This is a genomic window from Streptomyces sp. BBFR102 (genome assembly GCF_051397025.1).
GTDB lineage: Bacteria > Actinomycetota > Actinomycetes > Streptomycetales > Streptomycetaceae > Streptomyces.
The window spans coordinates 3,000,399-3,013,807 of record NZ_CP195757.1 but is presented as its reverse complement, the minus strand read 5'-3'; the positions used below and the strand labels follow the sequence as shown (position 1 = coordinate 3,013,807).

Genomic DNA, 13,409 nt, shown 5'->3' with positions numbered 1-13,409 from the left:
CCTGTCCTGACCCCTTCTTCTGCACGGAGGTTCCCCGCGTGGCAACTGCACCAACCACCCTGCCCCGGAGCTCTCTTCCTCCTCGCAACGAGAGCTGCGGGGACTGCGGCGGCAGCGGTGCCGACTCGTCCGGCAAGAGTTGCGGCACCTGCAACGGGCTCGGCGAGATCTACTGCCGCGTCGCCGACCGCCAGGGCGTACGCGTGCCGTCGCGTTTCTCGATCCGGAAGGAGTACCACTGATGGCTCACGCTCTGATTGCCTCCCCGTTCCTTGACGGGCATCTCCTCCTCAAGCCCGGCGCCAGGGCTGGGGCTCGCATCCCCGCTGACCACTACGAGGGTCTGCGGCAGGCCGCTGCCGACGGTGAGGCTTTGCCCGCCTGGGCGGTGCAGACCGCGTCCGACGTGTGGGGTATTGACCTGAGCGGCCGGCCCGCGCAGGGCACGGTGCTGGTGCGTGAGCCGTCCCCGTACGGCTACTGCCGGGCCTCCTGGGAGATCAACCTCGGCTGCAACTTCGGCTGCAAGCACTGCTACCTCGGCGAGCGCCCCTTCTCCGGCCTCGATTGGGAGGACAAGGTGCGGCTGCTGGACATCACGCGCGAGGCTGGCGTCCTCTGGCTCCAGATCACCGGCGGTGAGCCCACCATGGACCCTCACTTCCAGGGCGCCTACCGGTACGCCTGGCAGGCCGGGATGATGCTCACCATCTCGACCAACGGCTCGCTGCTCTGGCGGCCGGACCTCCTCAAGCTCTTCCGGGATTCTCCGCCGTACCGCCTGGTGGTCAGCATGTACGGGGCGAGCGAGGAGTCCTTCGACACGCTCACCCAGCGCCGCGGGGCGTGGAAGGCGTTCCGGCGTGGTATCAGCGCCGCACGTGAGGCGGGCCTGCCGCTGCGCATCAACGTCGTGGTGACTGAGGACAACGCCTCCGAGGCCGACGAGATGGCTGCCCTCGCCGAGGAATGGAACGTGGAGCACCACGCGTACACGAACATGACGCCCACGATCTCGGGCGGCGGTGAACCGCTGCTCGCCCAGTCCGCCGCCCACCTGCGGCAGCGCAAGCCGTTCGCAGGCTGCAACGCCGGGCACACCTTCTTCCACGCCGATCCGCACGCCAAGGTCTCGATCTGCAAGGTCGGCCGCGACGACCAGATCGACCTCATGGCCGAAGGCATCGACGGCCTCACCCGGCTCGGCGCCATCGCCGACCGCCTCATGCTTCGCACCGGAGGGTGCGAGGGCTGCGCCCTGTCCGGCACCTGCCGGGTCTGCCGCCCCCTGGCCAAGCACTACCAGGAGGCCAAGGCGCCGCTGCACACCTACTGCCAACACGGAGACAAGGAGAACGGATCATGATCCCGCCCGTACTGGTGGATCTCCTGCCGGGCCCGCCGGCCTCGGCGCGCCGCGCGGCCCCACCCGTTGCCGCATCGGCGGTCACCGCCGTCCAGGACCTGGACGTGGTCGTGGAGAGCGCGGAGTGCTCCTGCGACGCCGGTGACGATAACCCCCACTAACCGGCTGAATCTGGTCGGTCCCGTTCAGGTCCTGGCGCCTTCGCGCCGGGGCCTGAGCCCTGGCCGGCCGACAGTTAAGGTGCCGCTCATGTTCTTCCGCTGGGACTGGCTCCGGCCCGTGTCGACCGCGCCGATCGTGCCGACTCTCGGCCCCGTCCACCCCCACGTCCTCACCGTGGATCTCTTCGAGGACACGCTGCGAGCAGCTGTCGCTGACCGTTCCTTCCTTCGCTACGACAAGGACCGGCGTTGGAGCAGTGAGAAGGACGAGACGGTCCTTCGGGGCGACGTGGTCCACCAAGCCGATCACACCCTCATCCCCACGCTGACCCGGCGTGGAAGCGGCACCGTCAAGGTCTTCGCCTACGGGCACCGTGACAGCGTCGTGGACGAAGCGGCCGAACTGTCCGCGAAGCTCGCCGTCGTGCATGACGTAGTCAACGCGAGGGTCGTGCGCCCGCTCGGCCCCGAAACCGGCTTCCCGCGTGGCGCCCGCATCCAGCTCCAGGACTTCACGGCCAAACCCTGCCCCGACCCCGGCGGCCCGGTCCGCCCCGTCACTCACTGGTCGGCCGCTGTGCAAGAGACCTTTGCCCCGTTCGCCACGGCCATGGCCGCCGACGGCCTGGCCTTCCTTCACGGGCAGATGCAAGCCGGCCGGTGCGGCCCGGTCCTCGCCGCTGCCGTGGATGGTCGCATCGTGGGCGCGATCGGCCCGATGGAAGTACGCCCCGACGCGATCGGCTGCCCCCAGCTCATGCCTCAGTACTTCGCCGTACTGGCCGAGGCCCGAGGGCAGGGCCTCGGGCGTGTTCTGTGGCGGGCCGCGATGCACTGGGGCCAGTCCCATGGCGCCGCTTACCAGCTCCTACAGACCGAGGTCGGTGGCCCCTCCGACAGGCTGTGTCAGTCCGAAGGACTGACCTCCCTCGGCTTCAGCCACACCACACGGGCGTAGGGGGATCGCGGCCTGACCTACGACAACGAAAGACCGGCCCCCTCGGCCTGGACAGCATCCGGGGTGGTCCGGTCGCGGAAGCCCTGATCAGGAACCCGGTGCCGATGGCACTGGGGTGGTCGTCGTGTCCAGAGACGGGCTGCCCCCAACCCTGCTCTCGACTTGTCGAGTTGGAGAGGATCACACGGCGTGCGGTTCGGACGGCCTCAATGTCCTGGTGAGCTGGTGGGTGGCGCACGTGACATCGCGTCCGACTGGAGCGGATTCGGCTTGCGCTCGGCGATGGCCCCGCAGACGTCCTCCCACTCCTTCGGGGTGTTGATCGTCTCCCACTCGCCCCTGACGGGCTTGCCGTCCTCGCCGTGGCGGTCTCGCCGTGGTACGTCCGGTAGCCCACCGACCTCGGGTTGGTCAGGATGTGCTCGACGTGATGGTGGGCCATGCGCTTGGTGCCGGCGCGAGGGGTTGCCCAGTCCCTCTTCCTGCCACCGCGTGCGGATGGTGCTGATGCGCACCCCGGCAAGCACCTCCTTCTGTGCCGCGCGGATGTGCCCTGCCGCCTCGGGGTCCACCGTGTCGCGGTCGTCCTTCCGCCATCCGTACGGCACTGGAGGGCCGTTGCCCTTGCCCTGCTGTGCCAGCTCCAGGTGCTTACGCTTGATTCGCCGGGACGTGTCGTGCGACGACTTGTTGGCGAAGGACACCGTGATCCGGGCCACGGTCCGGCCGTCTGCCGTGCCGAGGTTCACGTCCTTGGTGACTCTGAGCGGCTGAGGGCCCGGACACCAGTACACGGTGTCCGGGCCCTCAGGTGTGTCGCGGGCTCAGAAGGTGCCGAGCTTGATCAGGGACAGTAGGGCCAGGAGCTGGATCGCGGAGGCGGCCAGCGCCTTCGGCCAGGGCAGGTCGTGGGACTTGGCGACCATCGCGGTGAACAGGGCGCCGGCGGCGAGCCAGGTGAGCCAGCCGATGATCTGGACGACCGAGGCGTCGCCGCCCATGAAGAGGGCGGGCAGCAGGCGCGGTACGTCGGTCAGGGTCATGACCAGCATCGACAGGCCCACCGTCGGCTGCCAGGAGCCGGCGCCGCCGAGTTGGCGCGCGAGGGTGTGGGTGACGGTGCCGAGGACGAAGGCGCTCAGGGTGAACGCCACCGCCGTGGTCAGGACGTACGGGATCGCGGTGGAGAGGGCGGCCTCTATGACGTCGTCGCGGGCGGTGTCGAAGCCGAAGATGGCGAGCAGGCCGTAGAGGAACGTGACGGTGAGGGCGGGGCCCCACACCTGGTAGTCGCGCATCTGGTGGAAGGTGGGGCCCGGGCGCAGCACGATGCCGCTCAGCAGCTGCTTCCAGTGCAGGCGGGGGCCGCTGGGGCCGGTCGCGTAGACCTCGCCCTCGGGCGGGCCGCCGTGGTGGTACTGCTCGTCGATCGAGAACGCCTGGGTGTGCCCGGCGTTGTTCTGCGCCGCGTACGGGTCGTGCGGTGCCTGGGGGCGCCGGGCGTACGGGTCGGGACCGGGTTGGCCCGCGTACGGGTCCGGGGCGCCGGCGCCCGGGTAGCCGTAGCCGGCCGGCGGCTGTTGGGGCTGCTGCGGGGGGTACGGCTGGTGGCCGCCGTGGCCTGGGTCGCCGAAGTACTCCGGCTCGCCCTGGCCGCCGGCCTGGGGCCACTGCGGGGGCGGTCCGCCCTGGTAGCCGCCGGCGGGCGGGGTCGGCTGACCGCCGTACGGGGCTTGCTGCCCGTACGGCTGCTGCCGCGGTTGTCCGTGCGGTCCGTCGGTGCGGTTGTCCCGGCCGCGTCCGGTCCTGAATCCAGCCACGTGGTCGAACGTACCTGGTCCGGACGGATCGCGCGCCGGGGCGAGTTGGCGGAAGGGGCGTTTGCGGCCGAGCTGTGACATCCCCGCCGGGGGACCCTTAGGGGACGCGGAAGGGAAAGGCCGGGTCAGCCCGAGAGGTGGCTCCCCAGCTCCGGGGCCCCCTCGGTGGGGATGCCGAGGGTGGAGACGTACAGGACGGCCGGGTCGGTGAGCTTGCGCGTCCTGGTGGAGCGGGCGGTGTGGAAGGAGCCGTTGCCGGCGTTCTCGCCGGCGGCGCCGATGACGGGGTCGGCGAGGCCGTCGCCGTCGAGGTCGGCGAGGTGGACGGCGGTGCCGAAGCGGTCGCCGGGCTCGTTCCCGTCGCGGAAGGGGCGGGCGTTCTGGTGGAGGGAGCGGGCGCCGTCGCCGGTGAGGCCGGAGCCGTCGGTGTCGCCGTAGAGGGCGATGACGGCGCCGGTCTCGGGGACGCCGTCGATGTGCTCGCCGGGGACCCCGACGAGCAGGTCGAGGTGGCCGTCGCCGTCGAGGTCGCCGAGGGCGAGGTCGGCGCCGAAGGCGTCGCCCTTCTCGACGTTGCCGGGGACGCCGACCGTCTCCGGGGTGAGGGTGCGGACCAGGCCGTGGGCGGGGCCCTCGGCGGTGCCGTGGACGACGCGGACCGAGCCGCCGAGTTCGCTGGGGCGGGCGGGTTCCCCGACGGCCGGGGAGCGGGGGGCCTTGGCGGCGGCCTCGGCCTTGTCGTCCTTGACCTGCTGGGCCCTCTCGCGGGCCTTGGCCTCGGGGGTGTCCTCGGAGGGCTTGGCGATCCCGGGGTCCTTGGGGGGCGCCAGTTCGCGGGGGCCGTCGGCGGCCTCGGTGGGGTCGGTGCCGAGGACGACCTCGTCGTAGCCGTCGCCGTCGGTGTCGCCGACCGCGCCCACGGGGCCGCCGGGGAGGCGCTGGGTGCCGGTGGCGGTGGGGCCTTCGGCGGTGCCGGGGAGCCAGAAGGTGGCGGGGCGGGCGTCGTCGGCGGCGTACCCGTCGACGAGCAGGTCGTCCTTGCCGTCACCGTCCAGGTCGCCGGCGCCCAGTGAGCGGGCACCGAGGCCGAAGCGGCCGTGCAGGGGCGGGGTGACGACGTGGTGGGAGCCGGGGGTGCCGTCGCGGGTGACGCCGCCGAGGAAGACGTCGACGGAGGCGTAGCCGTAGGCGGCACCCATGGCTATGTCGGTGCGGCCGTCACCGTCGAAGTCGCCGGTGGTGACGGGGGCGCCGAAGCCGTCGTGGCTGCCGGGGCGCGGGTCCTTGAGGGTGGTGCCGCCGACCAGGCCGGAGGGGGAGCCCCAGAGGACGACGGCGGTACCGGTGTCGTGGTCGTCGCCGATGTCCTCGCCCGGGGCGCCGGTGACCAGGTCGTCGTAGCCGTCGCCGTCGAAGTCGCCCCAGGCGTGGGCGGCGCCGAAGTGGTCGTACGGCTCCGCGTCGCCGGGGACGCCCGGGCTGTCCTGGTGGATCGTGGTGTGCCGGTTCCCCTCGGGGCCGCCGTAGATGATCGCGAGCTGTCCGGCGGCCACCTGGCCCTCGACGGTCGCCCTGGGCGCGGAGACGGCGACGTCGGCGTACCCGTCGCCGTTGAAGTCGGCGCCGGCGACCGGCGTACCGGAGTCCGCGGTGGCCACGGGTGCCACGGCGAGGAGCCCGCCGGTCAGGACGGCGGCGGTCGCGGCGGCGAGGGCGGTGCGGAGGTACTGCGGCATGTCTGGGGCTCTCCTGGGCGGGCCGGGCTCCCGTCGCGAACGAGGACGGGGTGGTGGCGCCGGGGGTCGGTCAGGTGGCGGAAGCTCTGCGGGTGAGGTTACGGGGTGCGACGGCGCCGGGCCCAGGCAGGCGGCCCGGCTCCGCTCCCCACGAGGTCAGCGCGGCAGCAGGTCGGCCGTCGTGAACGACAGCGCCGGGCGCGCGGCGGTGCCCTTCGCCGTGCCGGGGTGGACGGTGACGGAGTCGCGGGTGGCGCCGTGGACGGTGCGCAGGACCAGGTCGGCGCGGCCGTCGCCGTCGTAGTCGGCCAGGGCCAGCAGCCGCACGGCGTCGCCCTTGCCGCCGGGCGGCGTGACGGTGACGGCCCCGCCCGCGTCGAGGCCGGTACGGGCGCCGGGCAGCACGGTGACGGCGCGGGTGCCGTCGGCCGGGGCGAGGGCGAGGTCGGTGAGGCCGTCGCCGTCGGCGTCACCGGCCGCGAGGGGGCCCGGGGCGCGGGTCTTCACGGTGGTGGCGGGCCGTCCGGGGGCACCGGGGCGCAGGCGCAGGGTGGCGCCGGCGGCGAGGGCGGTGTCGAGGCCGGCCGTACGGGTGCCGCTGCCGCTGCCCGTGAAGTGGCCGAAGGCGTGGGCGGTGGCGGCGGGCAGGGCCGGGCCCGGGCGGGTCGGGCCCTGGGGTCCGCCGAGGACGACGCGGGCCCTGGCGCGGCCACCGCCCGCGCGGACGACCAGGTCGCTTCTCCCGTCGCCGTCGAGGTCGGCGGCGGGGCCGGTCGGCAGGTCGCCGGGGACGGGCAGGGTGGGGCCGGCCGCGGCGGGAGCGCCCTTGCGGGTGAACGGGCCCCGGAGGAAGGAGAGTCGGCTGCTGCTGGCGTGCAGGACCAGGTCCGCCTCGCCGTCCCCGTCGAAGTCCCCGCAGACGGGGTGGTCGGCCCAGTCGTTGCCGAACCGGGCCCGGTCGGGGACGCGCAGGACGACGGCGCGCCCGGTCAGCCCCTGGGGCCCGCCGAAGACCAACTGCACCGGAACGGGCGGACGCCCCTGCCCGTCGAACGGCGGATCGGTGGAGACGACCAGGTCGGTGTACCCGTCCCCGTCCAGGTCGCAGGCGGCCTCCGCGTCGAAGGCGGCGGGCAGGACGCCCTCGACCTCGGCGGCGTTCCGGGTGGGTGAGAGCAACTGGCGGGCGCCGGGGACGAGGCCGCGCTCGCTCCCGTAGACGATCCCGATGCCCGCGTCGTCGCCCTGCGGGTCGTCCGCGCCCTTGGCCAACTCGTCGAGGACCAGGTCGGGATGGCCGTCACCGTTGAAGTCCGGGGGTGCGGCGGTGTCCCGGGCGGCGCGAGTCCCCTTGCCCCGGGGGACGGGGAGGGGCGGGGTGGCCTTGCCGGACTTGGCGTTGGCCTGGGTGGAGCGGGCCTCGCCTCCGTCGTCCGACGGGGCGCAGGCGGTGAGGGCGAGGGCTGCGGCGAGGAGGGTGGCGGCTCGGCGGGGGGTGCGGGGGCGGGGGGCGCGACTCGGGGTGCGGGAAGGTGCGTCGTTGCCGCGCGCCCGGCTGCGTATGCCCATGTGGTGTGCCCGTCCCTGCGTGTGTGCCCGGGGGCCCTGGCGGCCCGGATTTCGGGGCCATGATGCTCCTGGGGCGGGGCGGGGGGTAGGGGCGGGGTGGGAGCCATGTGGGTGGAGGGCTCGAACTGCCGTGTCACAGCGGGCGGTTCGGGGCCGAATCGGCGGGATGCCCCCGTCCCTACACGGGCGGCATCCCCTGCGAACCGCTCACCCGCGTGCCATCCGCGTGCGGGGCGGGGGCGGGCGGGGGGAGCCGGTCCGGCCCCTCGGAGGACTTCCAGGACGCCCGACCCGACGCCCGCCACGAAGGCCGAGAGCCCTGGGCGTGCTTCGGCCTGCCTTGGCCCCGGGGACGGGGCGCGCCTCGGACAGCAGGCACGCTGCGGCAGCGAACCGCCCCGCCGCAGGGTGCGACGGGGCGGTTCGACGGCGGCCCGAGAGGCTGAATCGTTCAGGCGGAGGGGAAGTTGCCCGCCTTGACGCCCGCCACGAAGGACGAGAAGGCGGCGGCCTGGACGGTGAGGACCGGGCCGGACAGCACCTTGGAGTCGCGGACCGGGACGATGCCGTGGGTGGGGAGGAGGTTGGCTGCCACCTCGACGCAGGCGCCACCGTTGCTGCTGTAGGAGGACTTGAACCAGCGGGGAGATTCGGTCGTCACGAGATGCCCTTTCGTACCTGATCGATCAACACCGTGGAGGCGCTCTGCGACAGCGCTTCGGCTTGGAGCTGATGGTACGCCGTCAGCATGGGCTGAACAGCGCCATAATCGCGCTCCAACAAACCCTGTTGGGCCGATTCCGCATATGCCAGAACCGTTCTTTCTGGCAGCGTCAGCAGGTGGACCGGTAGATCGAATGACCTGAGTTCGCCCAGTTCGTACGGAGCAACCTGAAGCACAGTGTTCGGTAGCTCTCCGAAGGCGATCAGGCTCTCCAACTGGTCGGACATGACCTCGGCACCTCCGACCAAACGCCGGATACAGCTCTCGTCCAGCACCACATGAATGATGGGGACGGGATCACGCTTCAGCGAGGCCTGGCGCTTGGCGAGCAGGGTCAAGCGCTCCTCGGCCTGCTGCTCGCTGATCGCACCTCGCCGTAGAGCGCCCCGAGTGATGGCGGCGGCGTACTCCGAGGTCTGGAGCAGGCCGGGGATGATGCCCAGCTCGAAGAGCCTGATCTCCGTGGCGCGTATCTCCTGCTTCACGAACTCCGGAAAGCCCTCCAGCAAGGAGGAGTTCCGCACAGCACGCACTTTCCGGGCCAGCAGGTCGCCCGTCCCCAGCGCCCGGTCAGCACTCCTCGCGAAACGAGGAGTTGGAGGCCTGCGATGAGTTTCCACCGCAGATATATGCGTTCCGGAGATGCGCATGCGCGCGCCCAGCTCTTCCTGAGTCCAGCCCCGTTCATCCCGCAACCTGCGAAGAAGCGCCCCGAACTCGGCAGCCGGCGACTCCTCGGGGTCGATTTCCTTTCGATTCACCACAGTGCGGCTCAACTCCCCATCCGTTTTCCCCACGTTGATGACTCTTCGACACTAGGTCACCCTGATGCCTCTTGGTAGCGGAATCGCTACGGAGTGGAGTGGACGCCGGGGCGTATTCACGGGCGTTCGCGCCCCCGGGGCGCTTCCACCGTTGAAAGGAGGCATGCCTGTGAGTGCTGCCGAATCCCCCCAGGACCAGGGCGCCCGGACGTGCGACGGGTGCGAGGAATGGAAGCTCGCCGAGACGGTCGCCACGGCCCAGCGGGACCTCAGCCGGGCCACGGACTGCCGGGTCCTGCTCCGGCGGCACCAGGAGAGTGCGCAGTGCCGGGCGGGTGAGCCCCGGTGAGCGCGGGGTACGACCCCGGCGGGAAGGCGTACAGCGAGTTCGACCCCCTGCGCTTCCCGCCCTGCCGGTGCGAGGGCTGCCGTCGCCGCGCCGCGCTGGAGGACCAGGCCCAGCCGCCCACCGAGCCCGTCCCCGCCCCCGAACAGCCCCGTTACGTCCGCTGCCCCGTGCTCGGCTGCGGGCGCCTGCACACCGCGCTCCCCGACGACCCGGAGTGACCCGCGTGTCCCGCCGGGACGGGACGGGCCGCCCACGCCGAAGGGCCGCCCCCGCCGTGCTGGCGGGAGCGGCCCTTCGGGCTGTACGTCGGCCGGGATGCCCGGCCCTACTTCGCCGGTTCCGGCTCCGGAGTGTCCTCCGCGGCCTCGTCCGTGGACGGGTCCGCCGGGGTCTTGACCGACTCCAGGAGGAGCTGGGAGACGTCGACGACCGTCAGGCTCTCCTTGGCCTTGCCCTCGTTCTTCTTGCCGTTGACCGAGTCGGTCAGCATGACGAGGCAGAACGGGCAGGCGGTGGAGACGATGTCCGGGTTGAGGGAGAGGGCCTCGTCGACGCGCTCGTCGTTGACGCGCTTGCCGATGCGCTCCTCCATCCACATCCGGGCACCACCGGCGCCGCAGCAGAAGCCGCGCTCCTTGTGGCGGTGCATCTCCTCGTTGCGCAGGCCCGGGACGCTGGCGATGATCTCGCGCGGCGGCGTGTAGACCTTGTTGTGGCGGCCCAGGTAGCACGGGTCGTGGTACGTGATCAGGCCCTCGACCGGGGTGACCGGCACGAGCTTGCCCTCGTCCACCAGGTGCTGGAGCAGCTGGGTGTGGTGGATGACCTCGTACTCGCCGCCGAGCTGCGGGTACTCGTTGGCGATCGTGTTGAAGCAGTGCGGGCAGGTCGCGACGATCTTCTTGGAGCCCTTGGGCTTCTTCGTCGACGCGTCCTCGTCGTCCTCGCCGAACGCCATGTTCAGCATCGCGACGTTCTCCTGACCGAGCTGCTGGAACAGCGGCTCGTTGCCGAGGCGGCGGGGCGAGTCACCGGTGCACTTCTCGTCGCCGCCCATGATCGCGAACGTGACGCCCGCGATGTGGAGCAGCTCCGCGAAGGCCTTGGTGGTCTTCTTCGCGCGGTCTTCCAGAGCGCCCGCGCAGCCGACCCAGTAGAGGTAGTCGACCTCGGTGAGGTCCTCCACGTCCTGGCCGACGATCGGGACCTCGAAGTCGACCTCCTTGGTCCACTCGACGCGCTTCTTCTTGGCGAGCCCCCAGGGGTTGCCCTTCTTCTCCAGGTTCTTGAGCATCGTGCCCGCCTCGGACGGGAACGCGGACTCGATCATCACCTGGTAGCGGCGCATGTCGACGATGTGGTCGATGTGCTCGATGTCCACCGGGCACTGCTCGACGCAGGCGCCGCAGGTGGTGCAGGACCACAGGACGTCGGGGTCGATGACGCCGTTCTCCTCGGCGGTGCCGATGAGGGGGCGCTCGGCCTCGGCCAGCGCGGCGGCGGGGACGTCCTTCAGCTGCTCCGCCGTGGCCTTCTCCTCGCCCTCCATCGTCTTGCCGCCGCCGGCCAGCAGGTACGGGGCCTTGGCGTGCGCGTGGTCGCGCAGCGACATGATGAGGAGCTTCGGGGAGAGCGGCTTGCCGGTGTTCCAGGCGGGGCACTGCGACTGGCAGCGCCCGCACTCGGTGCAGGTGGAGAAGTCCAGCAGGCCCTTCCACGAGAAGTGCTCGACCTGCGAGGCGCCGAAGACCGCCTCCTCGGCGCCCTCCTCCTCGTCGAAGACCGTCTCGAAGTCGATCTCCTTGCCGCCCGAGACCATCGGCTTCAGCTCACCGAGGGCGGTGGAGCCGTCGGCCTCGCGCTTGAACCAGATGTTCGGGAAGGCGAGGAAGCGGTGCCAGGCCACGCCCATGTCGGTCTTGAGCGCGACGGTGATCATCCAGATGAAGGACGTACCGATCTTGATCGTGGCGACGAGGTAGACGAGGTTCTGGATCGTCTCCGTGCCGAGCCCGCGGAAGCCGGCCACCATCGGGTACGTCACCAGGTACGACCACTCGAAGTGGTCCACGTGGTGCAGGGCGCCCTCAAGACCGCGCAGGACCAGGATGGCCACGCCGATGATGAGGATGACGGCCTCGACGAAGTACGCCTGGCCGGTGTTGGACCCGGCGAAGCGGGACTTGCGGCCCGGCCGGTCGGGGCGCGAGAGCTGGCGGATGACGATCAGCACGGCGATGCCGAGGAACGTCAGCAGGCCCACCAGCTCGGTGAAGATCTCGTACGGCGCCCAGCCGCCGATGATCGGCAGCTGCCAGTCGGCCTGGAAGACCTGGCCCAGCGCGTGGACCAGGGTGAGCACGAGCGCGAAGAAGCCCACCGCGACGAACCAGTGCGCGACGCCGACGACGCCCCAGCGGTTCATCCGGGTGTGGCCGAGGAACTCCTTGGCCACCGTGACGGTGCGCTGCACCGGCTCGTCGGTCCGGGTGCCCGCGGGGACGGGCTGGCCGAGGCGGACGTACCGGTAGATCTGCGCGATGGCCCGGCCGAACAGCGCCACGCCGACGACGGCGAGGGTCAACGACACAATGATCGCGGCGAGTTGCATGGAGGCTCCTCGAACCTGCGCGAGCGGATAGCTAGGCGGATGGTCATGCGGACGGCGACCGAGGCGGCACCGCCGGTGCGAGGATGGCCCCGCGCTCATTACTAAGCGGTAACTTACTCAGTCCGTACGAGACTATCCATTTATTCGGCCGCACTGTAGCCAGCCGGGCGGTGATCTGCGTCGCTGAGGCGACCCTGAGTGGCGAGGCGGCGTCCCGTCGCGGCGCCGCCCCGCCGCTGTCGGCCCTGCGGCCCCTTCGACGCGTTCGATCACCACATCATCCGACATGGCGGACGGTTCGCGGGACATCGGCGCCGGGCGCGTCCGCCCGCGCGCCCCCTCGGCTCAGCCGGACAGCTCCAGCACCCGTCGCAGCCAGTCCAGGCGGGCGGCGCGGGCGGCCCGGGAGATCCTGGCGCCGGGGACCAGGCCGTCCGAGCCGTGGAAGGCGCCCGGCCAGACGTGCAGCTCGGCCCGGCCGCCCGCGCCCCAGACCCGGGAGGCGAAGGCCGCGCCCTCGTCGCGGAAGGTCTCGGCCGAGCCGACGTCCAGGTAGAGGGGAGGCAGGCCCGAGAGGTCGCGGGCGCGGGCCGGGGCGGCGTACGGGGGGACGCCGGGGCCGCCGGCCGCCCGGCCGAGCAGCGCGGCCCAGCCCGCCTCGTTGGCCGCCCGGTCCCAGACGCCGCAACCGGCGAGCTGGCGGGCGGAGAGGCTGTCGTTGCGGTCGTCGAGCATCGGGGAGAGCAGCATCAGCGCGGCCGGGAGCCGCACGCCCCGGTCCCGGGCGAGCAGGGCGGCACCGGCGGCGAGGCCGCCGCCCGCGCTGGTGCCGTGCAGGACGGAGCGGTCCGGGTCGAGGCCGTGGGCGGCGGCGCCCTCGCCGAGGGTCCAGGAGAGCGCCGTCAGGCAGTCCTCGACGGGGGCGGGGTGGGGGTACTCGGGGGCGAGGCGGTAGTCGACGGAGACGACGGCGCAGCCCAGCTCGCGCGCGTAGGTGAGGGGGTCGAGGACGCCCGCCCGGCGGTCGCCGACGATCATGCCGCCGCCATGCAGGGCGCAGAGGAAGGGGAGCGGGCCGGGCGCGGGTGCGGTGGGGCGGCAGACGAGGACGGGGACGCCGTCCGCGTCGTCCTCTTCGACCCGCCAGGCACCGCCGGCCGTCAGCTGGTCGTCGGTCACCTCCGGGTAGGCGGCGACCGCCTCCCGCAGCGCCGGGACCATGTCGACCTCGGCGGTGTCGGGCGTGGTGCGGCGCAGCTCGGCGGCGGCAGCGGCCAGCTCGGGGTCGTAGGGCGGGGCGGGCGGGGGCGGCTCGGCGGGGGTCGCGGGCACGGGCGGGCTCCTGGGGTGG

The 13,409-nt window shown here is 72.3% G+C and carries 14 protein-coding genes; 6 read left to right on the top strand and 8 right to left on the bottom strand.

Annotation, left to right across the window (positions count from 1 at the left end; translation table 11 throughout):
• Positions 1–38 precede the first annotated feature (38 nt).
• The 4 genes from ACSLIC_RS13375 (at position 39) to ACSLIC_RS13360 (ending at position 2,485) form a co-directional block, all read left to right on the top strand.
• Entirely contained in the window at positions 39–242 is a 204-nt protein-coding gene (locus tag ACSLIC_RS13375) for a hypothetical protein (protein WP_436737893.1), read from the top strand.
• The gene (locus tag ACSLIC_RS13370; RefSeq protein WP_436737892.1) at positions 242–1,366 is read left to right on the top strand and encodes a radical SAM protein; all 1,125 of its coding nucleotides are present in this window, start codon (positions 242–244) and stop codon (positions 1,364–1,366) included. Before ACSLIC_RS13375 ends, ACSLIC_RS13370 begins: the two co-directional genes overlap by 1 nt.
• The gene (locus ACSLIC_RS13365) at positions 1,363–1,527 is read left to right on the top strand and encodes a hypothetical protein (protein ID WP_436737891.1); all 165 of its coding nucleotides are present in this window, start codon (positions 1,363–1,365) and stop codon (positions 1,525–1,527) included. The genes ACSLIC_RS13370 and ACSLIC_RS13365 overlap by 4 nt, the downstream gene beginning before the upstream one ends.
• Before the next feature lie 88 nt (positions 1,528–1,615).
• The gene (locus ACSLIC_RS13360; protein WP_436737890.1) at positions 1,616–2,485 is read left to right on the top strand and encodes a GNAT family N-acetyltransferase; all 870 of its coding nucleotides are present in this window, start codon (positions 1,616–1,618) and stop codon (positions 2,483–2,485) included.
• A gap of 206 nt (positions 2,486–2,691) precedes the next feature.
• On the opposite strand, the gene ACSLIC_RS13355 is transcribed toward ACSLIC_RS13360, so the two are convergent.
• The 6 genes from ACSLIC_RS13355 to ACSLIC_RS13330 form a co-directional block, all read right to left on the bottom strand.
• Positions 2,692–3,234: a hypothetical protein gene (locus ACSLIC_RS13355; RefSeq protein ID WP_436737889.1), complete on the bottom strand. Its 543-nt coding sequence runs from the start codon at positions 3,232–3,234 to the stop codon at positions 2,692–2,694.
• Between the two features lie 75 nt (positions 3,235–3,309).
• On the bottom strand, positions 3,310–4,305 hold the full coding sequence (locus tag ACSLIC_RS13350; protein WP_436737888.1) for a YIP1 family protein: 996 nt from the start codon (positions 4,303–4,305) through the stop codon (positions 3,310–3,312).
• A gap of 125 nt (positions 4,306–4,430) precedes the next feature.
• Positions 4,431–6,041 (bottom strand): FG-GAP-like repeat-containing protein, encoded by a 1,611-nt coding sequence (locus ACSLIC_RS13345; protein WP_436737887.1) that lies wholly within the window; start codon positions 6,039–6,041, stop codon positions 4,431–4,433.
• 156 nt (positions 6,042–6,197) lie between these two features.
• Positions 6,198–7,610: an FG-GAP repeat domain-containing protein gene (locus tag ACSLIC_RS13340; RefSeq protein WP_436737886.1), complete on the bottom strand. Its 1,413-nt coding sequence runs from the start codon at positions 7,608–7,610 to the stop codon at positions 6,198–6,200.
• Positions 7,611–8,061: 451 nt separating this feature from the next.
• Positions 8,062–8,271, bottom strand: coding sequence for a DUF397 domain-containing protein (locus tag ACSLIC_RS13335; RefSeq protein ID WP_436737885.1), 210 nt, complete (start codon positions 8,269–8,271; stop codon positions 8,062–8,064).
• The gene (locus ACSLIC_RS13330) at positions 8,268–9,098 is read right to left on the bottom strand and encodes a helix-turn-helix domain-containing protein (RefSeq protein ID WP_436740366.1); all 831 of its coding nucleotides are present in this window, start codon (positions 9,096–9,098) and stop codon (positions 8,268–8,270) included. Before ACSLIC_RS13330 ends, ACSLIC_RS13335 begins: the two co-directional genes overlap by 4 nt.
• Positions 9,099–9,267: 169 nt before the next feature.
• Between ACSLIC_RS13330 and ACSLIC_RS13325 the strand changes: the two genes are divergently transcribed.
• Both ACSLIC_RS13325 and ACSLIC_RS13320 read left to right on the top strand, forming a co-directional pair.
• Positions 9,268–9,447: a hypothetical protein gene (locus tag ACSLIC_RS13325; protein WP_436737884.1), complete on the top strand. Its 180-nt coding sequence runs from the start codon at positions 9,268–9,270 to the stop codon at positions 9,445–9,447.
• Positions 9,444–9,665 (top strand): hypothetical protein, encoded by a 222-nt coding sequence (locus ACSLIC_RS13320; RefSeq protein WP_436737883.1) that lies wholly within the window; start codon positions 9,444–9,446, stop codon positions 9,663–9,665. The genes ACSLIC_RS13325 and ACSLIC_RS13320 overlap by 4 nt, the downstream gene beginning before the upstream one ends.
• 107 nt (positions 9,666–9,772) lie before the next feature.
• On the opposite strand, the gene ACSLIC_RS13315 is transcribed toward ACSLIC_RS13320, so the two are convergent.
• Entirely contained in the window at positions 9,773–12,058 is a 2,286-nt protein-coding gene (locus ACSLIC_RS13315; RefSeq protein ID WP_436737882.1) for a (Fe-S)-binding protein, read from the bottom strand.
• Between the two features lie 345 nt (positions 12,059–12,403).
• Positions 12,404–13,390 carry an alpha/beta hydrolase fold domain-containing protein gene (locus ACSLIC_RS13310; RefSeq protein WP_436737881.1) on the bottom strand — a complete coding sequence of 329 codons (987 nt, stop codon included), beginning with the start codon at positions 13,388–13,390 and terminating at the stop codon, positions 12,404–12,406.
• Positions 13,391–13,409: the final 19 nt, after the last annotated feature.